21 protein-coding genes are annotated in these 21,144 nt (G+C 51.9%); 3 read left to right on the forward strand and 18 right to left on the reverse strand.

All coding sequences use genetic code 11. The annotated features are described in order from the left end of the window. The 8 genes from lacNas_RS09380 to lacNas_RS09415 all read right to left on the reverse strand — a co-directional run. On the reverse strand, positions 1–747 hold a 747-nt coding region (locus lacNas_RS09380; RefSeq protein WP_201346806.1), incomplete at its 3' end, for a DUF438 domain-containing protein. After that, positions 747–1,304 carry an iron-sulfur cluster assembly protein gene (locus tag lacNas_RS09385; RefSeq protein ID WP_201331155.1) on the reverse strand — a complete coding sequence of 186 codons (558 nt, stop codon included), beginning with the start codon at positions 1,302–1,304 and terminating at the stop codon, positions 747–749. The genes lacNas_RS09380 and lacNas_RS09385, both read right to left, overlap by 1 nt. An 18-nt stretch (positions 1,305–1,322) precedes the next feature. Then, the gene (gene nrdG, locus lacNas_RS09390; protein WP_201336047.1) at positions 1,323–2,042 is read right to left on the reverse strand and encodes an anaerobic ribonucleoside-triphosphate reductase activating protein; all 720 of its coding nucleotides are present in this window, start codon (positions 2,040–2,042) and stop codon (positions 1,323–1,325) included. Between the two features lie 71 nt (positions 2,043–2,113). After that, positions 2,114–4,324, reverse strand: coding sequence for an anaerobic ribonucleoside-triphosphate reductase (nrdD, locus tag lacNas_RS09395; RefSeq protein WP_201330126.1), 2,211 nt, complete (start codon positions 4,322–4,324; stop codon positions 2,114–2,116). 365 nt (positions 4,325–4,689) lie between these two features. After that, positions 4,690–5,952: a carboxylate--amine ligase gene (locus lacNas_RS09400; RefSeq protein WP_201330127.1), complete on the reverse strand. Its 1,263-nt coding sequence runs from the start codon at positions 5,950–5,952 to the stop codon at positions 4,690–4,692. 30 nt (positions 5,953–5,982) lie between these two features. After that, positions 5,983–7,932, reverse strand: a complete 1,950-nt coding sequence (gene asnB, locus lacNas_RS09405) for an asparagine synthase (glutamine-hydrolyzing) (protein ID WP_201330128.1) — start codon at positions 7,930–7,932, stop codon at positions 5,983–5,985. Between the two features lie 96 nt (positions 7,933–8,028). Beyond that, a complete protein-coding gene (locus lacNas_RS09410) occupies positions 8,029–9,429 on the reverse strand; it encodes a metallophosphoesterase family protein (RefSeq protein ID WP_201330129.1) in 1,401 nt (466 codons plus the stop codon). Between the two features lie 57 nt (positions 9,430–9,486). After that, a complete protein-coding gene (locus tag lacNas_RS09415; RefSeq protein ID WP_201330130.1) occupies positions 9,487–9,972 on the reverse strand; it encodes a hypothetical protein in 486 nt (161 codons plus the stop codon). A gap of 252 nt (positions 9,973–10,224) precedes the next feature. On the opposite strand from lacNas_RS09415, the gene lacNas_RS09420 reads away from it, so the two are divergent. After that, positions 10,225–11,850 carry a peptide ABC transporter substrate-binding protein gene (locus lacNas_RS09420; RefSeq protein WP_201330131.1) on the forward strand — a complete coding sequence of 542 codons (1,626 nt, stop codon included), beginning with the start codon at positions 10,225–10,227 and terminating at the stop codon, positions 11,848–11,850. Between the two features lie 66 nt (positions 11,851–11,916). Here lacNas_RS09420 and lacNas_RS09425 read toward each other — a convergent pair whose 3' ends face one another. The 8 genes from lacNas_RS09425 to lacNas_RS09460 all read right to left on the reverse strand — a co-directional run bounded on the left by lacNas_RS09425 (position 11,917) and on the right by lacNas_RS09460 (position 18,537). Further along, positions 11,917–13,071 carry a hypothetical protein gene (locus tag lacNas_RS09425; RefSeq protein WP_201330132.1) on the reverse strand — a complete coding sequence of 385 codons (1,155 nt, stop codon included), beginning with the start codon at positions 13,069–13,071 and terminating at the stop codon, positions 11,917–11,919. Then, on the reverse strand, positions 13,061–13,693 hold the full coding sequence (locus tag lacNas_RS09430; protein ID WP_201330133.1) for an ABC transporter ATP-binding protein: 633 nt from the start codon (positions 13,691–13,693) through the stop codon (positions 13,061–13,063). The genes lacNas_RS09425 and lacNas_RS09430 overlap by 11 nt, the downstream gene beginning before the upstream one ends. A 43-nt stretch (positions 13,694–13,736) precedes the next feature. Continuing rightward, on the reverse strand, positions 13,737–14,021 hold the full coding sequence (locus tag lacNas_RS09435) for a hypothetical protein (RefSeq protein WP_201330134.1): 285 nt from the start codon (positions 14,019–14,021) through the stop codon (positions 13,737–13,739). A gap of 182 nt (positions 14,022–14,203) precedes the next feature. Continuing rightward, entirely contained in the window at positions 14,204–15,016 is an 813-nt protein-coding gene (gene phnE / locus lacNas_RS09440; RefSeq protein WP_201330135.1) for a phosphonate ABC transporter, permease protein PhnE, read from the reverse strand. Beyond that, positions 15,016–15,816, reverse strand: a complete 801-nt coding sequence (gene phnE / locus lacNas_RS09445) for a phosphonate ABC transporter, permease protein PhnE (RefSeq protein WP_201330136.1) — start codon at positions 15,814–15,816, stop codon at positions 15,016–15,018. The genes phnE (lacNas_RS09440) and phnE (lacNas_RS09445) overlap by 1 nt, the downstream gene beginning before the upstream one ends. Before the next feature lie 2 nt (positions 15,817–15,818). Next, entirely contained in the window at positions 15,819–16,589 is a 771-nt protein-coding gene (phnC, locus tag lacNas_RS09450; protein WP_201330137.1) for a phosphonate ABC transporter ATP-binding protein, read from the reverse strand. A gap of 112 nt (positions 16,590–16,701) precedes the next feature. After that, positions 16,702–17,643: a phosphate/phosphite/phosphonate ABC transporter substrate-binding protein gene (locus lacNas_RS09455; RefSeq protein ID WP_201330138.1), complete on the reverse strand. Its 942-nt coding sequence runs from the start codon at positions 17,641–17,643 to the stop codon at positions 16,702–16,704. A gap of 420 nt (positions 17,644–18,063) precedes the next feature. Beyond that, positions 18,064–18,537: a universal stress protein gene (locus lacNas_RS09460; RefSeq protein WP_201330139.1), complete on the reverse strand. Its 474-nt coding sequence runs from the start codon at positions 18,535–18,537 to the stop codon at positions 18,064–18,066. Positions 18,538–18,733: 196 nt separating this feature from the next. On the opposite strand from lacNas_RS09460, the gene lacNas_RS09465 reads away from it, so the two are divergent. After that, on the forward strand, positions 18,734–19,531 hold the full coding sequence (locus lacNas_RS09465) for a tyrosine-protein phosphatase (protein WP_201330140.1): 798 nt from the start codon (positions 18,734–18,736) through the stop codon (positions 19,529–19,531). Positions 19,532–19,541: 10 nt separating this feature from the next. Here the strand turns inward: lacNas_RS09465 and lacNas_RS09470 are convergent, their stop codons facing one another. Next, positions 19,542–20,021: a PTS sugar transporter subunit IIA gene (locus lacNas_RS09470; RefSeq protein ID WP_201330141.1), complete on the reverse strand. Its 480-nt coding sequence runs from the start codon at positions 20,019–20,021 to the stop codon at positions 19,542–19,544. 173 nt (positions 20,022–20,194) lie between these two features. Here lacNas_RS09470 and lacNas_RS09475 point away from each other — a divergent pair, with 173 nt between their 5' ends. Further along, on the forward strand, positions 20,195–20,668 hold the full coding sequence (locus lacNas_RS09475; RefSeq protein WP_201330142.1) for a nucleoside 2-deoxyribosyltransferase: 474 nt from the start codon (positions 20,195–20,197) through the stop codon (positions 20,666–20,668). 72 nt (positions 20,669–20,740) lie between these two features. On the opposite strand, the gene lacNas_RS09480 is transcribed toward lacNas_RS09475, so the two are convergent. Next, the coding region (locus tag lacNas_RS09480) for an amidohydrolase family protein (protein ID WP_201346807.1) at positions 20,741–21,144 on the reverse strand (404 nt) is incomplete at its 5' end.

Here is a 21,144-nt window from a genome sequence, read left to right on the forward strand (position 1 = left end):
CGGCCGCCAGGCCGGCGGCGCCGGGATCAGGCAGTAGCCCACTTGGGGCTCGTCCTCTTTGACCTTCAGCCAGTCGGCCGGCGTTGCCACGTCAGTCAAGAGCGGCAGCATGATCGCCTCTTCCTTGAAGATCATCTCGGTGACTTCTTTGGCGGCCTGCTTGACCTTTTGGGCCAAATCCGGCTCGCCCGCTTCAGCCGCCTGCCGGGCCTCCCTGATCCAGCCCCGGATGTCGTCGTCCACCCCCCACATGACCTGAGGCGGGGCGGTAATGCCGTACTTGGTCATCAAGGGAAACATGGAGATTTCTTTTCTGGTGTAGTGCTTGTCCACCTGGGCCAGGTCGGCCAGCTCCTGCCTGATTTTCGCCAAAAGGTCCGGGCCGGCCTGCTTTTCATACTTGGCCAAGTCCGGCAAGAGGGCGTCGTTGACCAGGGAGGTCAAAACCAGGTTTTCCTGCTTCAGGGTCTGCACCGGATGGCCCGGCCGGGCAAAAGCATCCGGCACGCCCTGGTCGCCGATTGAGCCCCGGAAGACCTCAGCGTGCACCGTGCACAGGTTCTGGATCTCCTGGGGGTTGAGGCCGCCGGCAATCAAGGCCCGCTCTGCTTCCGTGATTTCTTTGACGGAAACGGCTGAGAAAGACTCGTTGAACATGGCCTTGGCCTGGTCAAAGTCCCCTTTTTCCTGCAAAAGCCGCAAAATTTCCAGCAGCTTCTCCTGCCTTTGGGCTAAAGACATGGTCATTACTCGCTCACCTCGTATCCTTTCAAGCGCAGCTTCTCTTTGACCTCTTCCAGGTCAAAGCCCATGGCCCGGCAGCCCATGGGCAGAGTCATCAGCCGGCCCACCGTCTCCAGCATGCCCGGGATCTTGATCCGGTTGAAGCCGATCTCGGCCATGTCTTCGGTAAATTCCGGATACTGGTCGGCAAAAGTCTTGATCGGCTGGTGGAGGTTGATTTCTTTGGGAGCCGGAGCCGGCTCGTCCTTGATGCCCAGCTGCTGTTTGGCCTGCTCGCTCAATCGCTCCGGCGTCCAGACCGGGTACCAGACCAACTTGATGTCCACCTGCTTGATGGCGTCCAGCTGACCCACTGCCTGGCGGATTTCCCGGTTGAGATAGTCGTTTAAAGGGCAGCCGGCCGTCGTCAAGGTCATGGTCACCAGGCAGTTGCCCTCATCATCGATGTCGACCCTGTAGATCAGGCCCAGGTTGACCACGTCGACCAGGAGCTCCGGGTCGATGACGGTCTGCAGCTGACCGATGACCTGGTTAACCAAAGCGCGTTTTTCTTCGTCCATTTTTTCCTCGCTAAAAAACTATCTCTGCAGCTTGTCCCAGATGACCGGATGCAGGTCCGGCGTCTTGAGGGACTTCTGCACGTCAATGATCCGCTGGTTGCTGGAGCCTCTGAACTGCAGGGTCAGGTCCTTCAGGTTGTCCATGAAGCGGCCGTCAACCAGGATGTCCAGCTTTTTGAGCATTTCCACCTTGTCCGGGGTCTCCTTCAAGAGTTCCTCCCAGGTGTAGCCGGACCAGGACCAGATGTCCTTGCTGTGGCCGTATTCGGCCCGGACCCGGTCGATGATCCGGTTGCAGACCCAGGTGTTCAAAAAGGGCTCCCCGCCAAGCAGGGTCAAGCCCTGGACATAGGACTGGCCGATGTCTTCGATGATCTGGTCTTCCAGCTCCTGGGTGTAAGGCCGGCCGTAGTTGAAGTTCTGGGCAGCCAGGTTGTAGCAGCCCGGGCAGTCAAAGAGGCAGCCGGACACGTACAAGGAGCAGCGGACCCCTTCCCCGTCAACGAAGTTGAAGGGCTTGTAGTCGGCAATCTTGTGCTTGCTGTAGTCTTCTGAGATCCATTCGCCCGGCTTGGGGTTCTTGGGCTGCCGCTTCATCTTGCGCGGCTTGGCGGTCTGGCCGTTTTTGGCCTTGTACTGGTTGGCGTCCACAAAGACCGTCTCCCCGCCGACGCTGATCCGGATCAGGTTGTCCCGGACGTCAGGGCCTTCTTGCTGATTCTTGTCTTTCTCTGGCATCTCGCTTTTCCTCTGCTTTCTATAAAAAATAGGCAGGAAATCTTCCTGCCTATTAGTATATTCTTTTCTGATCAGTATTGGCTGTTCTTCTGCTTTTCCAGGCTGGCTTCCTCGCTGACCATGCCCAAGCTCATGTGCTTGGCCCGGTGCGCGATTTCCTCGTGCCGGCCGTGAACCATCGGCCGCTTCAGCGGGTTGCCAAGGTAGCCGCAGGTCCGCTTGACGCAGTCGCAGGTTTCCGGGTTGTGGTTGCCGCACTGCGGGCATTCAAAGCCCTTGGCGGTTGACTTGAACTCGCCGGCAAAGCCGCATTCGTAGCACTTGTCGATCGGCGTGTTGGTGCCCAAGTAGCCCACCTGGTCGTAAGCCCAGTCCCAGACAGCTTCCAGGGCAGCCGGGTTCTGCTTCAGGTTCGGGTACTCGCAGTAGTGGATGAAACCACCGGCAGCGTAGTACGGGTAGTCCTTTTCGAAGTCCAGCTTTTCAAATGGAGTCGGGTGCTTGCGAACGTCGTAGTGGAAGGAGTTGGTGTAGTATTCCTTGTCCGTGATGTCCTTGACCTTGCCGAACTTTTCAGTGTCCAGCCGGCAGAAACGGTCAGTCAAGCTTTCGCTTGGCGTGGAGTAGACACTGTAGTGGTAGTGGTTCGGGTCGTCCTTTTCCCACTTGGCGCAGGCATCGTGCAGCTTCTTGACCACTTCCAGAGTGAAGGCCTTGGCTTCCGGGTTCTTTTCCCAGTTGGGACCGTAGAAGACGGTGCCGACCTCGTAGAGGCCGATGTAGCCCAGGGAAACCGTAGCCCGGCCGTTCTTGAAGAAGTCGTTGACGTCGCCGTCATCGCCCACGCCCTTGCCGAAGGCGCCGTATTCGTACAGGGTCGGCGCGTTGACCGGCTTGGCTTCAGTGACCTTCTTGGCCTTGTATTCACAAGCCTGGCGGCCCAGTTCCAGACGGTCATTGAAGATTTCCCAGAAGCGGTCCATGTCGCCCTGGCTTTCCATGGCGATTCTCGGCAGGTTCAAAGTCACCACGCCCAGGTTCATTCTCCCGGAGTTGACTTCCTTGCCGTTTTCATCCTTCCAGCCCTGCAGGAAAGAGCGGCAGCCCATCGGCGCCTTGAAAGAGCCAGTGATGTCGATGATCTTGTCGTAGCTCAAAACGTCCGGGTACATCCGCTTGGTGGCACATTCCAGGGCCAACTGCTTGACGTCGTAGTTCGGGTCGGCCGGGTGCAGGTTGAGCCCCCGCTTCAAAGTGAAGACCAGCTTCGGGAAGATGGCCGTCCGGTGTTCCCGGCCCAAGCCTTCGATGCGGACCTTCAGGATGTCCTTTTGGATTTCCCGTTCAATCCAGCTGGTCCCCAGGCCGAAGCCCAAAGTGGTGAACGGCGTCTGCCCTTGGCTGGAGAACATGGTGTTGATCTCGTATTCCAGGCTCTGCATAGCGTCGTAGATGTCCTTTTGCGTCCGCTTCTTGGCAAAAGCCTTCACCTTGTCTTCATCGTCGATGAATTCGCGCCCTTCTTCCAGGTGCTTCTCGTAGTTCTTTTCGGCAAACGGAGCCAAAACTTCGTCGCAGCGGTCAAAAGAACAGCCGCCGTACTGGCTGGAAGCCACGCTGGTGATGATCTGGGCTACTTGGCTGGTAGCCACGCGGATGGAGTTCGGCACTTCCATGAAGGCATTGCCGATCTTGAAGCCGTGGTTGAGCATGTAGTCAAAGTCGATCAGGCAGCAGTTGGACATTGGTGAAAGCGGCGTGTAGTCCAGGTCGTGCCAGTGGATGTCGCCGCGCAGGTGGGCCTTGGCAATGTGCTGCGGCATCAGGGTCAAGCCGACCGTCTTGCCGACCGTGCCGGCCGTCAGGTCCCGCTGGGTGGCAAAGACGTCAGAGTCCTTGTTGGCATTTTCGTGCACGATGCTCGGGTCCTTGTCGACCAGCTTGGCCAGACGCAGCTTGGTGTCGGTCTGTGCCTGCCAGGCAGCTTCGTCAGCCTGCCGCTTGGCTTCGTATTCCTTGGCCTCGCTCAGGTAGCCCAGTTCGTTCAAGCTGGCCTTGAAGGCATCGTGAACCTGAACGGCGTCCACCGTGTAAGCGGCCAGTTTGGCATAGACTTTGCTCAAAACGGCAGCCTTGATTTCGCTGTCTTCCAGGCCCAGTTCGTCCAGAACCATTTCCAGCTTGAACTGTTCAAACTTGAAGGAAGCACCGTCGCGCTTGATGAACTTCTTCGGCGCGTTTGGGAATACAAGACTTACGCTTTCTGCTGCTGGCTTTAACATGACAATCAACCTCTTATCTCTCAATAATACTTAACTTTATTCTGCATCCGGCCGCGCGGACCGGTTTAAGCGACTTACCCACAAGAAGCCGGCTATCTTGTGGATTAAATGTGGAAAACCACCACATCTTGTTTTCTTTATGAGATAAGCATAGCACAAAATACCAGATCTTGTGGTCTATACAAAGACGGTTTTGTGTAAACAAGGCTCGCGGAATTCAGTTGCCACGCCAGTTAAGGGCCGTATATTTTTAAAAAAAGAATATTTTGTTCCCCGGAATATTTTTAACCTTTTGGCAAACCCTTTCGAAAATTTTAAAAAGCAGCAAAAAGCCCTTGATTTTCATCAAGGGCTTATAATATTATTTACTTTTTGTCAAAATACTGGCCCTTGTTGACCTGGAAGTAGGTCTTGAAGCGCTTGTAGTAGTTGTGGAACATGTACTTCATCAGCAGCCAGCGCTTGAAGGAGCTGTCCTGGTCGTAGAAGACGGTCGTGCCCACCTGGCCGGCGTCGATCAGCTTGAGCGCCGCCTGCTTGGCTTCGTTGTCGGCCGCGTATTCCTTGAAGATCTTTTCCGGCACGCCCAGCCAGAGCATGTGGCTGCTTTCCAGCTTGTTGGCGTAGACGGTTTCCTGGCCGGCCAAAGAGTCTTCAACATAGTCGTCGACGTACCACTTGGCCAGGTTGTAGCCGTTCAAGGTCACGTAGAAGCTGGAGCGGCCCTGGCGGAGGTTGATTTCAAAGAACTTGTACTGGCCGTCTCTGGAGTCGTACTTGATGTCAAAGTTGGCCATGCCCGTGTAGTTGATCTTTTCCAAAAAGGCCTGGACGGTCTCATAGAGCTTTTCGTCATAGGCCGGCAGGATTGCCATGTAGTTGCCGATCGACTGCGGGGTCGGGTCTTCCAGAAGCGGGTGGCCCAGGCACATCATCTTGACCTGGTGGTGCTTGTCCACGTAGGCGTTCAAGACCCGCATGTTGGAGTCGTCGCCTGGAATGAAGTCCTGCAGGATCAGGTCTTCCTTGTAGCCGTTGGTGTAGATCTTGCCCACGATGTCCTTGAATTCGGCCAGGTCCTTGATGACGAAGGCCTTCTTGCGGCCTTCAAACTGGACGTCCAGCCAGGAAACCGGGTCTTCTGGCTTTAAAGCGACTGGGAAGGCAAAAGGCACGTCGGCATAGGAGCCGTCCTTGTAGTCAGCCGCCGTGATGATCTTGGTCTTCGGGTAAGGCAGGCCGTATTCTTCGCAGACCTCGTAGAAGCCTTCCTTGGAGATCAATTTCTCCAGCATGTCGTACTCAATGTACGGCACGACGAAGGTGCCTTCCAGTTCGGCCTTGTGCTTGGCCAAAAGCTCCGCGTAACCATCCCCGCAGGCGATCAGAATGACCGGTTCCTCATGGTTCTGGTATTCCTTGATCTTTTCCTGCATGACTTCCATGAAGCCCGGATCTTCGGAAAAGCCCGGGTGAACTTCGACGTCCACGATCTTGGAATAGCGCGTGGCGGCCAGCTGGGTCGCTGCCCAAGCCTGAACCTTGATGCCGTATGCTTCATTAAAAGACCGCGCCATCCCGTAGACGTTGATGTCGCTGCCAAGCAAAATTGGTGTAAATTTAGCCATTGGTAATAATATTCTCTTTCTCTATCTTTATTACAGCAGCTTGCCCTGGGCGATCAGGCTGGCTACTTCCGGCTGAACGTGCTGGTACTTGCGGACAGTTTCGTCGTAGTCGACGAAGAAGAGCTTGTACCAGACCAGGAAGGTGTAGATGGCCCAGATCTGCCGGCGGTGGGAACCATCGCCGTTGTAGTTTTCGTCCAAGAGGTCCAGGATCTTCTGCTGTTCAAAAATGTCCCCGACGAAGTCTTCGCTGAAGAGCTCTCTGACCTGCTTGTAGAAACGCTCTTCCTGCAGCCACTGCTTGATCGGCGTCGGGAAGCCGAGCTTCGGCCGCTTGGCCCATTCATCCGGCAGCACCCGTTCAGAGGCCTTGCGCAGGGCGTACTTGGTGTCGTACTTGTTGACCAGGTACTTGCTTGGAATGGAGTTGGCCAGTTCGGCAATCTTCACGTCCAGGTAAGGAACCCGGAGTTCCAGGGAGTGGGCCATGGAGATCTTGTCCGCCTTCTGCTCGATGTCGTTGAGCATGAAGTGGTGCAGGTCGATGTACTGCATCTGCTTGATGTTGTCCAGGCCCTTGACCTTCTTGAAGTCTTCCTGGTAGTTGCCGTTGACCGTCAGCTTGTTCCGGTAGCTCGGCTGCAGGACGGCATTGGCGTCCTTGGAAGTGAAGATGGTCGGATAGTCCATGTCATAGATGACGGACTGGCCCACGTAGAATTCGCTCGGTTCAGCCAGGTTGGTGTACAGGTGCACCTTGCCCGGGAAGTTCGGCATCTTCTTGATCTTGTGGGCCAGTTTGACCCGCTTGCCCTTTGGCAATTTCTTCAGCTTGTCGGTAAAGACCTTGATGACATTGTTGTGGGTGTGCATCCCGTAGTTGACGTAGCCGGCAAAAAGCTCGTCGGCCCCTTCGCCGGACAGGGCAACGGTCACGTGCTTTCTGGCCAGCTTGCACAGGTACCACAAAGGAATGATCGACGGGTTGGCGTCAGGCTCGTCCATGTGGTACTGCATTTCCGGGAAGTCCCGCATGGCTTCTTCTGAGTGCACCTTGTCGGCGTAGAAGTGCCAGCCGTTGATGTCGGACAGGGCCTTGGCCTTGGAAGCCTCATCGTAGGTATTGTCGTCAAAACCGATGGAGAAGACTTCGTCCGGGTCCAAAAGCGCCGTCAGGAAGCTGGAGTCGACCCCTTCGCTGAGGAAGGCCCCGACCTTGACGTCGGCGTTGCGGTAAAGGTCAACCGTTTCCTTCAGGTCTTCGTTGATCTTCTTGACCGTTTCTTCAAAGGACAGGTTGTTGTCCTTGTATTCGGCATCCCAGTACTGGTGGGTCTTCATCTGCCCGTCCTTGTATTCGAACCAGTGGCCTGGCTGGAAGCGGTAGACGCCCTTGAAGAAGGTTTCCTTCAAGTCGTTGTACTGGTTCATGAGGTAAGGCTTGACGGCTTCGGTATTCAGTTCCTTTTTAAAATGAGGGAAGGCCAAAAAGCTCTTCAGTTCTGAACCGACCAAGAGGTGGCCGTCAACGTCCTGGTAGTACATCGGCTTGATGCCGAAGAAGTCCCGGGCCCCGTACATGGTCTGGTTGTTGCCGTCCCAAATGACGAAGGCAAACATCCCCCGGATCCGCTTGAGGATGCCTTCCATGCCCCATTCCTCGTAGCCGTGCAGGATGACTTCCGTGTCGGCCTTGGTGGTGAAGGTGTGGCCGGCCTTGATCAGTTCTTCTCTTAAAGGCTTAAAGTTATAGATTTCCCCGTTAAAAATGATCGCCCGGCTGCGGTCTTCGTTGTAGATCGGCTGGCTCCCGCCCCGCAGGTCGATGATCGACAGTCTTCTGAAGCCCAGGGCCACCTTGTCGTTGGTGTACATCCCGTCACTGCTTGGCCCCCGGTGCTCAATGGTGGCCATCATCTTCCCAATGGCCGCCTGCTTGTCATTAATTTCTGGATCGTAAAAGGCGACAATTCCGCACATATTTTCTCTTCCTTAATTCTAGTTAGTTTCTATAAAGTCAACTTCTTATTATAAAACAAGGGCTCTATTGTTCAAAGAGTCCTTGCTAATCTTTACTTAAATGAAAAAAATTCTCCGTCTGGTGGCTGCTCCATAGCCAAAGACCTTGATCCGGCGCCGGAAAAGGTCCACGTTGACGATGTAGCCGGCAAACTCGTTCTGGTGATCCATCTTCCGGTTTAAGTTCTTGTTGTACTTGGTCGTCAGCTGGTGGTTGGGCCCCATCAAGGCTGAACAGTTGAACAGGACGTACTGGATGCCGTTGATCCGGTACTGGTCTTCAACATGCCGGTGGCCGCAGAAGTAGGCAATGATCCGTGCGTTCTTGACCTTGGTGAAGTCGAAGTCGTTGCTTAAGCGGAATTCCGCCGGCACGTCCTTGCTGGAGTGCATCCGGCCCTTTTCCTTCTGGTTGAAGGCCACCAGCAGCTCGTGCAAAGAGCGGCCATTGTACTTGAGGGCATTGCCGCCCTTGCGGTTGATCGGGTTGGCGTGGCTGAGCAGGATGACCTGCTTGTCGCTGGACTGCTGCAGGATCTCGATCAGTTCTTCCACCTGGTCTTCTCTGACCCCCAGGGTCAGCTTGACGTCGTACTTTTTCTGTCCTTTTTCATCCAAAATGTAGGGAATGTCAGACGTATTGAGGCTGATGACCCGCACGTGCCCCTGGTCGAACCAGGCCACCCCGTGCTGGCGGGAAACGTAGTGCAATTCGCTTTGCCGGTACATCTCCGGCCACATGATCTTCTCAAACTCTCTTTCCGGGAAGCTGGCCTTCAAGTCATGGTGCTCATCGAACTTGTCGTTTTCGTCATGATTACCCTTGACCATGAGGTACGGCACCTTGCTGGACTTGAAGGAGTCCCGCAGCTTCATCAATTCGCTTTCGCTGATGAGGCCGGCGTCAGAGCCATCGATCCAGTCGCCCAGGTGGCACTTGAGATCCAGGATGTCCAGCTGGTCCAGGTAGGAAAACTCCCGGACATGCATCAAGCCGTTCCAGCCATAAAAGTCCAGGCTGTCAACGTTTTTAAAGTGGGTGTCGGTGATGACTCCGATGTTGACGGAATCCTCGCCTTCCCGGATCTCCTTTTTCACGTCGCTGACAAAGCGGGCCAAATAGTCCTCCACGACATAGCGCCGGCCCGTTTCCTTGCTGCGGAAAGCCTTGAAGCGGTTCAGTTCCGGCACGAATTTCCGGTCGTATTCAGGTGCCAGGCTGTCCGTGTTTTCCGGACTGAGGGCCTGGTGCAGGATCCCCTGCTCGTCCTGGTAGACCGTCAAAGTGAACGGCCGCCCGTCAGGCGTCGCGTCCCGAGCATCGACATGGTACTCCCCTACCGTCAGATACTTCTGCATCGGATCCAAGAGCTCGCCGCCGTTCTTTTGCACGGCGTGCAGCTTGGAAGCCCCGACTGCCTTGTCAATAATTCCCTTAGTATATTTAAACAGGTCCATTTCTATCCTTCAAAAAAGCCTAAAATCACAAAAAGCCGGGCCTCCCCCGGCTCTGCATTATAGATTTTCTGCTAAAGCGTGTGCTGCCAAGCCCAAAGAAAGCACGGCATCCTTGGACAAAACATTGCGCAAATCAGCACCGGCGATGGCATCAACCGCCCCGATCACCTTCAGCCCGTATACCAAAACGTGCATGTCGGTTCTCGGAACGTAGTTGCCTTCAACATAAACATTTTCGTGGTTATAGGTCAGATTGATCTCGTCCTTGTCAACGAAGCCATCGACGTGGTTGGTCAAAATGCGGTCGTGCAGGTCGGCCAGCTTGCCGGTCAAATTCGTCAGCGCCAGGTAGTGGTCGCTTTCGGTTTCGTAGTATTCGTCTTCGGTCCGGTCAAAGTAATTGCTGATCGGATCATTTAAGACGCCCAAATCATCAATTGCCTGGTAAACTCGGCCCGTATCCAACTTTGCTTCACCGTTAAGAATCTTGTCTTGAGCTTCAGCCAGCTCGTCGGCCAGCTTCATGGTTGCTAATTTTTCCATGTTGTCCTCCTTGCAATCTTATCCTAATTATAGCAAAAACTTGCTCTCTAATAGCTTTTTTTACTTGCGCAAAGCGAGTTTTTTGTCAAAAAAGCTGGCGGCAAGGAAAATGAATTGCAGATTAAAGTACAACTGGTATTTTTTAATTTATTTGCTATAATTAGTAATATCACTTAGGTCATCAGTTTAACTGGATCTATCTGGACTAAGTCATATTTGTGTGTTTTATAAAAAGAAAAAGAAGGCAAAAAAATGAAGAGCAAGAAACTTTTAGCCAGCTCAGCCGTAATCCTGGCCAGCGCGGCCGCTTTAGCCGCCTGCGGGTCAAGCAGTTCCCAGTCATCTGCCAAGAAGCAGACCCTTACTTGGATGAACACCGCGGAAATGGCCACTTTGGACGCGTCCAAGGCAACCGACCAAGCCTCCGCTGAACAGATCAACAACGTTGAAGAAGGGCTCTATCTGCTCGGCAAGAATGCCAAGGTGCAAAATGCCCTGGCCGTCTCCACCAAGAACAGCGCTGACGGCAAGACCTGGACCTTTACTTTGAGGAAGAACGCCAAGTGGTCCAACGGGGATCCGGTTACGGCCCAGGACTTCGTCTATTCCTGGCGCAGAACCATCGACCCGAAGACCGCGTCTGAATATGCCTATCTGTTCTCCGGCATCAAGAACGCTGACGCGATCGTCGCCGGCAAGAAGAAGCCTTCTGCCTTGGGGATCAAAGCTGACGGCAAGTACAAGCTGACGGTCACTCTGGAAAAGCGGATCCCTTACTTCAAGCTGCTGATGGCCTTCCCGCTCTTCTTCCCGCAAAACCAGAAGTTCATTGAAAAGATGGGGTCCAAGTACGCGACCGCGTCCAAGTACATGATCTACAATGGCCCATACAAGCAGGTCGGCTGGACCGGGTCCAACCTGAGCTGGAAATTGGTCAAGAACGACAAATACTGGGACAAGAAGAGTGTCAAGCTCGACACGATCAAGTTCTCCGTACAGAAGACTCCTTCAACCGACTACAACCTCTACCAAAGCGGCAAGCTTGACGCGGCCTACCTGGATGCCCAAGCCACCAAGTCTTTGAAGGGCAAGACCGGCTACACCCAGCGGAAGATGTCCACGACCCAGTACCTGGCCTACAACATCAAGAAACACCCGGAATTCAAGAACAAGAATCTCCGCCTGGCTATTTCCATGGCCATCAACCGCAAGGAACTTGCTTCAACTCTGGGCGGGGCCGCTACTCCAGCAACGACTTTTGACCCAGAAGGCATGACCACGGTTGACGGCAAGGACTACACTGACACGGTCAAGAACGCGGCTACCAAAAAGGCAACGACCTACAACGTCACTGAAGCCAAGAAGCTCTACAAGCAGGCTTTGAAGGAAATCGGCAAGAAGAAGATCTCCTTCACTCTCCTTGGCGATGACGACGACACTTCCAAGAAGGCAGCGGAATTCGTCCAAAGCCAGCTGGAAGACAACTTGGGCATCGACGTTCAAGTTCAGAGCATCCCGAAGAAGACCCGGTTGACCAGAATGCTGAGCGGCAACTTTGACGTCGTTTCAACCGGCTGGAACGCCGACTTCGCTGACCCAATCTCCTTCCTTGACCTGCAAACTACCGGTGCTTCCTACAACTACGGCAACTGGTCCAACAAGACTTACGACAAGTACGTGGCAGCATCTAAGACGACCGGTTCAACCAGCGACCGCTTCAATGACCTGGCCAAGGCTGAACAGATCTTGCTTGAAGAACAAGGGGTTACCCCACTCTACCACCCAATCGAAGCCTGGATGGTCAAGCCTAGCGTCAAGGGCGTGATCTACAACGGCGCCGGAGCAAACTACAGCTTCAAGTACGCTTACTTAAAGTAATAAGCAGCAATAGCAGTAAACAAACAATAGACAACAGACTAGAAACAAAGAAAAGAGGCTCGCGGCTTACGCGAGTCTCTTTCTTTTGCCTAAGGAAGGCAACAATAGTAAGAAGCAAGTAATGATGATTGTCACTGTTAAAGTAATAACGCCATGATTAAAGTCGATGGCTTGATTGTTTACCTGCTGGGCCAAGCTGTTTGAGCTGACGCTCAAGCAGTTAAGATAAGTGCTTGGCAGCCATTGGGCGACTTTGGTCACCGGCACAATAACATATACACACAGGTTCAAACCGACCGTCAACAAGAGCACAATCAGTAAAGTAGGGAACTTGTCGCGGATGATTTTGGCAATAAGTTCCGTCAAGCTGGCCAGCTGAAGGAGCAACAAGAGTTGCAGGCAAAGAGCCGGAGCTAGGAGCCGCCAGCTGGCAATGTAAGCGGGATAGCTTTTTCCGCCATGCCAGTGGTAGACCAAGTATGGGTAATCCCAGCTGCCCAGGCCGTAGAAGAGGCTGGCCAGAATAAAGGCCAGAAGGTTGATCAGTAAAAACACGCCCAGCAAGGTCAAGAAGTTGGCGGCAATTTTTTCACCCAGATCGGCCAAGCGGCTGCCTGGCAAAAGGCTGGTCAAATCGTATCTCTGCCGGTAAGAGTCAGTCGCCAGCTGAGACAAGATGAAGACGCCCATCAAGGCAAAAATGATTGGCAAGTAGATTTCGTTCAAGTTAAACAGGAACTGAATGCCTTTTGAAGGCTGGTCAGTCTGGTAAGGCTGGGGATGCTTCTTTAAATAGGAAAACAAGAGAATTTCCCGATTTAATGAAGCAATCAGCTCTGGATCAGATTTGTCCTCAGACTGGGCTAACCGCTTAAATTTCTGTATGTCAGCAATTTTGTGTTTATAAGCTTGCTGCCACTTTTTTTCTTTAAGCAGGCGCAATAATTCCTGGTTCTTGCGAATCTCTCCCTTGTTTTCAGCAATACTTTCCTTTGTCAGCTTATAAGCGTCACCTGACTTGGAATACTTGCTTAAATCTTTCTGCATTTTGTGGACAGCATCCTCTTCTTGAGCTAGATTCTCTGCTGTCTGCACCTCCAAAGTCAATGTCCGTGAATTTCTGGCATTCAGATACAAAACGCCAAAAGACAGGGCCAGAGCCAAAGCCATGCAGATTAGGGTCAAGTTGCTTTTAACCGCTTTCTGCAGTCTAAAAATCATGTACGACATCAGACTCAACTTCTTTCAAACTTCCATTCATTAGCTGCAGGCGCTGACTTTGAAAAGCACGAACCTCACTTGCATAGTGGGAGGTCAACAGAATCGTCTTTCCCTGTCCAGCTTCTTGGGCTAAGCGCTGGTAGAGTTGCTGGCGGCTGCCTTCATCCAAACCATTGGATATTTCATCCATCAGCAGGTATTTGGCCCCGCTGGTAAAATACATCGCAATCAGCAGCTTTTGCTTCATCCCGAGCGAATATTTCTTAATCGGCAGTTTTGCAAAAGCACTCACGCCCATAAAATCCAGTTCTTTTGCTAAATCAACGTTAGAATGCCACTTCTTCTGTACCAGTTTTAAATAGTCCAGGGCATTCAAGCTAGGATTCAGCCAGTCATTGCTTTCAAAAAAGAAGACCTGGTCGCGGACTTGCTCGTAAGGCCGCCCATCAAATTCAATCTGCCCCTGAAAAGGAATCAGATTTGTCATCGCTCTCAGCAAACTAGTTTTCCCAGCCCCATTTTCAGCCGTGATCTGATAGAAGGCTCCATCAGCAAAGCTGTAGTTGCAGTTAGTCAAGATCGGCTGCCTAGTTTGCAGAGTCACATTCTGCAGCTTCAACATTTTGTTTCCCTCCAAAAAGACAATGTGAATATTGCCTTTTTAATTAATAGCCACCTTGATAGAAATTAGTGTGCAGGTAACGAATGTAGTTCCAACTACCACCAATTTGTTGGTTTTGATAACCGGTTTGCCGCGACCAGCTAGGAATCTTCACATACTTATAATGCGTAAAGTTTGACTCATTACCAGTATATTTATTTCTATCAAAATGATATGACTTTACCGCGCTACGAGTTGCAGCTTCGGCAGGCATATATGCATTGCCTACACCTAAACCTACAGTTGCAAGCATGGTAACGGATAATAATAAAATTAACATTTTTTTCATTTTAGTTACCTCTCAAAACATACAACTATAATTATAGTCATCAGCTCCTAAATGTCAATTAATTATGCAAAGGATCAATATGGTACAAATTGTTTGTTTTAAAAAATATGCTTCCTATTTTGACAGTAAAAAAGCCGTGGCAACCGCCACAGCTTTTCAAAGAGTTATTATTCAGTTTATTTTTAGACCAGCTTCTTCCGGATAGCACCAGAGATCCAGTCGATGACCACAACCATAACGATGATCCCCAAAAGGATGATCCCGACCCGGCTCCATTGCCGGTAGTTCAAGGCGATGATCAAAGGATAGCCGATACCACCGGCCCCAACCAAACCCAAAACGGATGCGGACCGGACGGACACGTCAAAACGGTAAAGGGTGTTGGAAACGATGGCTGGCATCAAGTCAGGCAGGGTTGCAAAAACAGCAACGTTGAACTTGGACCCGCCGACCGCCGTAATCGCTTCAGCTGGACCGTCGTCCAAGCTTTCAATCGCTTCTGAAAACAGCATGGCCAGCATCCCGACTGAGTGCAGACCCAAGGCCAGGGCACCAGCTGGAGCGCCCGGACCAACGGCCTTAATGAACATCAAGGCCAGAACGATTTCCGGGAAGGATCTGATGAAAGTCAAAACGATCTTCCCGCTTTCAGATACCCAGAACTTCTTGTGCCGGGTGTTGGCAGCCCAGAAAGCAAAAGGAACTGAAATGATAGCAGAGATGAAAGTACCCAGGAAGGCAATACACAAGGTCTGCCACAATTGGGAAACCAGGTCTTCCCCGCTGCCGTTATAAACATATGACCAGTCCGGGTGAAAAAGACCGTTGAAGATCGCCCCGGTAATCTGGCCGGCAGTTGGCTTGATCCCGCCGAAGTCGATACCCGTGCAGGACCAGATGATGATGGCGATGGAAATGATCCAGCCGCCCCACTTCATGGCTCTAGCCTTGGCCGTCACTGGTTTTGGTGGTAATTTCTTCATTGTCGTATCCATTAGCGCATCAAAGCCTCCCTTGCTTTAGTTGAAACAAAGTCGATGACCAAAACAACCAGGAAGACAACCAGGATGATCATCCCCGTTTGGTTGTAGCTGAACATGTCCAAAGTGTTCTTCAGCTGCAGCCCGATACCACCGGCACCGATGTAACCAAGGATCGTGGAAGCCCGGACGTTGATTTCAAAAGCGTACAGGGCGTAGCTGACAAAGTATGGCAGAATCTGCGGCATAACGGCAAACATGATGTTGTTCATCCCGTTGCCCCCAACTGCCTTGATGGCTTCACTTGGACCTGGATCAATCGTTTCGATGGCTTCGTAGAAGAGCTTGACCACCACCCCAAAGGTGAAGACAGTCAAGGCCAGGATACCGGCAACCGGGCCGATACCAACGATGGCAACGAAGATTGACCCCAAGAGTAGGTCGGGAATCGTTCTGATGATGTTCATGATGAAACGCAGAACGCCGGTAATTACCCGGTTGTGGACGATGTTTCTGGCAATCAAGAGTGAGTAGACAAAGGCCAAAAGAGAGCCGATAACCGTACTGATGATGGCCATCTTGATCGTTTCCACCAGGTAAGGAATGGCAGTGCCGGCGTATGACCAGTCCGGCTGGGCCATCTGCACGAAGATTTCCGCGAACTGGTCAAAGTTGGCGAAAAATTCCGGCAGACTGGTCTGCGTGTTGTTAACAGACAAAACCAGACCCAGGATCATCAGGATGACCCAGACCCAGTTCCACATCTTAAACTTCTTTTTTGGAAGTTTTAACATGTCGCGGTCAGTTGCTGACATTGTTAGTCTTCCTCCTTACCCTTGCCGCCATTGTAGATGTTGTCGAAGACGCTTTGCGGCGTGTCTTCCATCTTGCCGTCATATACGATTTCCCCGGCCCGGACACCGATGACCCGGTGGCCGAATTCTTGAGCCAGTTCAATTGAGTGCAGGTTGGCCACGACCGTCATGTCGTACTTTTCGTTCAGCATCTTCAAGTCTTCCATAACCTGCCGGGAAGTCTTCGGGTCCAAAGAAGCAGTTGGTTCGTCAGCCAAAATGATTTCCGGTCTCTGGGTCAGAACCCGGGCAATCGCTACCCGCTGCTGCTGGCCACCGGACAGTTCGTCAGCCCGCGCGTAGACCTTTTCAACCATGTCGACGCTTTGCAAAGCTTCATAAGCTCTTTGCTTGTCTTCGTCAGTGAACAGGTTGAAAGTAGTCTTCCAAGTTGGGTAGTAAGCCAGGCGGCCGGCCAAAACGTTTCTCAAAACGCTGGACCGCTTGACCAGGTTGAAGCTTTGGAAGATCATCCCAATCTTGCGCCGCATAAGGCGCAGGTTCTTGCCCTTGGCCTTGGTGATTGATTCGCCGTCAATCAGGATGTCGCCTTCAGAAATGTCGTGCAGGCGGTTGATTGACCGCAGCAGAGTCGACTTGCCGGCCCCGGAAAGACCAACGATTACCACGAACTCACCCTTGTTGATTTTCAGGTTGATGTTCTTCAAGCCAACGGTACCATTGTCATAGACCTTGGTAACGTTCTTCATTTCGATCATCGGCTTGTCTGCCATGAATAATAACTCCTTAAATAAATTGCTTTTTCATTGAAAATCGTGTCCTACGTCAAGGCGGGGCACGATTTCACTATTGATATTCAGTTGATAATCTTTGTGATATCAATGACTACTTGGTAGCAGCCATCTTGTCGTACTTGCGGACAATGTCGAAGTTTGAGTCCTTGGCAGGAGTGTAGCCTTCATGGCTGTAGATGCTTTCAATGATCTTCAAACTCTTCTTGTCCTTGCGCAGAGATTCAAAGGCCTTGGTCAGCTTCTTGCGGAAGGAGCTGCTCATGTCTGAACGAACTGAAATAGTGTCGTTAGGGATACCCTTGGTGAAGTAGATCGGAACGACCTTCTTCATGATGTTTGGCTGGTCGGCCAAAACAGTGTTGCGGGCGTCTTCAAAAGTGAAGGCTGCGTCAACGTCCCCGTTAAGAACGTCAAGCACGGCTTGGTCGTGGCCAGTTACAGTTACCAGGTTGGCGTTGCCCTTCTTGGTCAGGTCCAGGCCCTTTTCCTTCAATTCGGCGATCGGGAAGATGTAGCCGGCTGAAGAAGTAGCGTTCTGAACGGCGATCTTCTTGCCCTTCAAGTCCTTCCAGCTCTTGATCTTTGAACCCTTCTTAACCAGGATTTCTGCCCGGTAGAACTTAACCAGCTTCTTGGTTGCCTTGCCGCCTGGCTGCTTTACCCCGTAACGGAGAGCTTGCAGCAGAACGTCAGCAGCCTTTTGCTTGTGGGCCAGAACGTAACCGTCCGGCGGCAGGAAGCCGACGTCAACCTTCTTTGACTTCATGGCTTCAACAACCGTGTTGTAGTCGGTTGACATTGAGATCTTAACCGGAACGCCAAGCTTCTTGGAAAGGATCTTTTCAAGCGGCTTTGCCTTGGCTTCCAAGGTAGAAGCAGCTTGACTAGGAACGAATTGGATCGTCAAAGGGTGTGACTTTGATGGAGTGTAGCCCTTTGATGAAGAAGATGACTTGCTTGAAGAGCAAGCGGTTGCCAGCACGGCAGCGGCAACAGTTAAAGCACCAAACAATGCTTTCTTGAACTTTTTCATTATTTCCCCCTGAAAAATGGTTAATGAAAGCTAAACAATACAACAGCAGCATAAGGGATGAGCCCAAAGGCTGGCCAGAGAAAAGTCCACACAAAAGCTTCCTCTGCAGGCCGGCCCTTACGTTCATGCATCTCATCGGAACGTCAGCAAGGTGAATCTCGCTTCTGCGTTCTGGAACAATTCTACCAGAAATATTCGGGTTTTAGCAAGCCTTTTTCCGATATTTTACGCGCACTAATTGATCTGGTCCAATTGTGCCAGCAAAAAGTTAATGAAATAGCGAAAAATTGCACAAATCCCTTACACTCATCGGCAAAATCCGAACAAAAGTAAAATTCAAGTTAAATAAACAAGAAATAAAAGAACGTTTGGAAATTGTTCCAAACGTTCTATTTTTACGCTATACTTTTATCAGCCGGCTTACTTGGCAGGCATGTTGTTGACGTCGGTTCTGACGATCAAGACATCGGCCATGGCGTGCTGGTTGACGTATTCGGTAACTGACCCCATCAGCATCCGCTCAACGGCGTTCAAACCAGTGGCGCCCATCACGATCAGGTTGTTGCCGTGGTCCTTGACGAAGTCGTAAGAGATGATTCTCTTCGGGCTGCCGTAACGGATGTGGTAGTCAAGGTCGTCAAAGGCCAGGTTGTCGTGGGCCCATTGCTTGAGGCTCTTGAGGTATTCCTCTGAGTCTTGGGTCATTTGGTAGATCGTGTCGCCTGAGATCAAGGTATCCTGAATTTCGCCCATGAACTGCCGGGTGTCGATCACGTTCAAAACATCAACGTGGTAGCCGTTGTTGGCGGCAATCTTCACAGCCTTGTCAAAAGCACGTTCAGCGGATTCTGATCCATCGACAGGTACCAAAATTTTGATTTTTTCTTCAGTCATAGTGCTCATCTCCCGTACTATCTACGTATTTCGCTTATCTATATTTTAACATAAGTCACGGTTTAGTAATGCGCTTTCGCAAAATTGTTACATCTTAAACTTGTTAGGGAGCAATTTTTAAGCGGAATGAAAAAATCAGCCAATAGAAAGCATAAAAAGACAGACATGGACATTTAAATAAGAAAGGATTCGAAAAATGACTTCATTAAAGCAGCAATTGCTGGCCGTTAAAGGCGGCCGGAACTTCCGCGAACTGGGCGGCTACCAGACCCTTTCCGGCAAAAAGATCAAGATGCACAAATTGATCCGGAGCGGGCACTTGGCCGACCTGCTCAAGGAAGACCAAGAGTACCTGCGCCGCTATGGGCTCAAGTACGACATCGACCTCAGAACCAGTTTTGAAAGAAATAAGCAGCCGGACCGGAAGATCGCGGGCGTTGAATACTTCGCCGACCCGGTTTTCGACGAAGACTTGACCAACTCCACCATGAGCATTTCCGACATGGCAAGAGAAAGCAAAGATCCAGGCTGGGGCTACCAGCGGATGCTCTGGGCCTACAAGAACATGGCGACCGGGAAGAACGCCAACAAGGCCTACCAGCACCTGTTTGAAGTTCTGCTGGCCAATGAAAAAGACGGCGAGAGCGTCCTTTTCCACTGCACGGCCGGCAAAGACCGGACTGGTTTCGGGGCAATCTTGATCTTGACGGCCTTGGGCGTGCCGATGAAAACCATTGAAAAGGACTACCTCTTTACCAATGAGGCAATCAAGGACTTCGTCAGCCAGCTTTTGGCCAAAGAAAAGGCCGCCGGAGCCGATGACAGCCTCCTGGCGACCTTCCGCGATTTGCAGACCGTGCAGCCGGCCTACTTCAAGTACCTGCTGGACGTCATCAACCGGGACTACGGCAGTATCAATGCCTACCTTCACCAGCAGATTGGCCTCTCCAATGCTGACTTATTGGATTTACGGACCATATACTTGGAAAAATAAGCCAATAAAATTAAAATCCCGCTTCCCGCAGGGCCGAGTACAAGCCAGCCGGGTCAGTCCGGGCAAAAATCCGGCTGAGGGCTTCTGGGTCTGCCTGGCTTAAAAAGGTCATGGTTCTGGCCAAAAGTTCAGCCTGGCCGTCCGCCTTTTGGTCCAGCAGCATGAAACAAAAGCCAACTGGCAATTCCCGGCTGGGATCAACCATGCTCTTGAAGCTGACCGGAGTCAGCAGCTTAATAGGCACGACCCGCTGCTCTTTGACGAAGCAGCCTTCCGTATGCGGAAAAGCCAGGTTGGGGAGACCTGGCCCCAGATTGCAGCTGGCCAGGCCGGTCGGGTAGTCATCTTCTCTGTCCACCACCTGGTCTAAAAAGCCGGCCGCTACCAGCCCCTGCTCCAGCAGCTTTTTGTAGACTTGGGCAAACATGTCGGCCCGGTCTTCGGCCCGCAAAACAAAGCAGCTTTCTGCTTTTAAGAGTTCTTCAGTCACTTTTTTCCACCCCTTTTTTCAAAAATACAACTACCCTTATTATAAGCTATCTAGCGCTGGCCAACTTGGCCGGCGCTTAATTTTTGACTAGTCAGCCGGGGCGGAAAATGGTAAAGTTATTCTAGTAAAAGCAACACAATATCTCGCAACGGACATGAAAGGAAATACAAGATATGCCAAAAAAGACGATCTACTTCGGTGCCGGCTGGTTCACTGACCGCCAAAACAAGGCCTACAAGGAAGCCATGGAAGCCCTCAAGGAAAACCCAACGATTGACCTGGAAAACAGCTACGTTCCCCTGGACAACCAATACAAGGGCATCCGGGTTGACGAACACCCGGAATACCTGCACGACAAGGTTTGGGCTACGGCCACCTACAACAACGACTTGAACGGGATCAAGACCAACGACGTCATGCTGGGCGTCTACATCCCTGACGAAGAAGACGTCGGCCTGGGCATGGAACTGGGCTATGCCTTGAGCCAAGGCAAGTACGTCCTTTTGGTCATCCCGGATGAAGACTACGGCAAGCCGATCAACCTCATGAGCTGGGGCGTCAGCGACAACGTGATCAAGATGAGCCAGCTGAAGGACTTCAACTTTAACAAGCTGCGCTTTGACTTCTACGAAGGTGCCGTATACTAAAAAGACCTACATCTAACAAAAAGCCTGCCTTCCGCAATCTTGGAAGACAGGCTTTTTTTCTCTTTATACTTATTATTCTTCCCAGCGAAGTTCCCCATTCAAGTAGGTCTTCGCCAGGGACATGTCATCCTTCAAAATCAAGAAGTCAGCAGGCAGGCCCGGACGAATTGCCCCGCACTTGTCCAGCAGGCCTTGGCTGCGGGCCGGGTTATAGCTAGCCATCAAAACAGCCTCTTCCTTGCCAGCCAGCCCCCAGTCAACCAGGTTCTTCACCCCGTCCTTCAGCTGCAAGACGCTGCCGGCCAGGTTGTCGCCCTCCTTCAGGCGGGCCATCCCGTCCTTGACATATACTGGCAATTCCCCCAGCATGTAGTCGCCATCCGGCATCATCCCGGCTTCCATGCAGTCGGTGATCAAAACGATATGGTCCTTGCCTTTAGCCGCCAGCAAGGCCTTGATGGCGCTAGGCGTGACGT

The organism is Lactobacillus nasalidis (assembly GCF_016587775.1).
GTDB lineage: Bacteria > Bacillota > Bacilli > Lactobacillales > Lactobacillaceae > Lactobacillus > Lactobacillus nasalidis.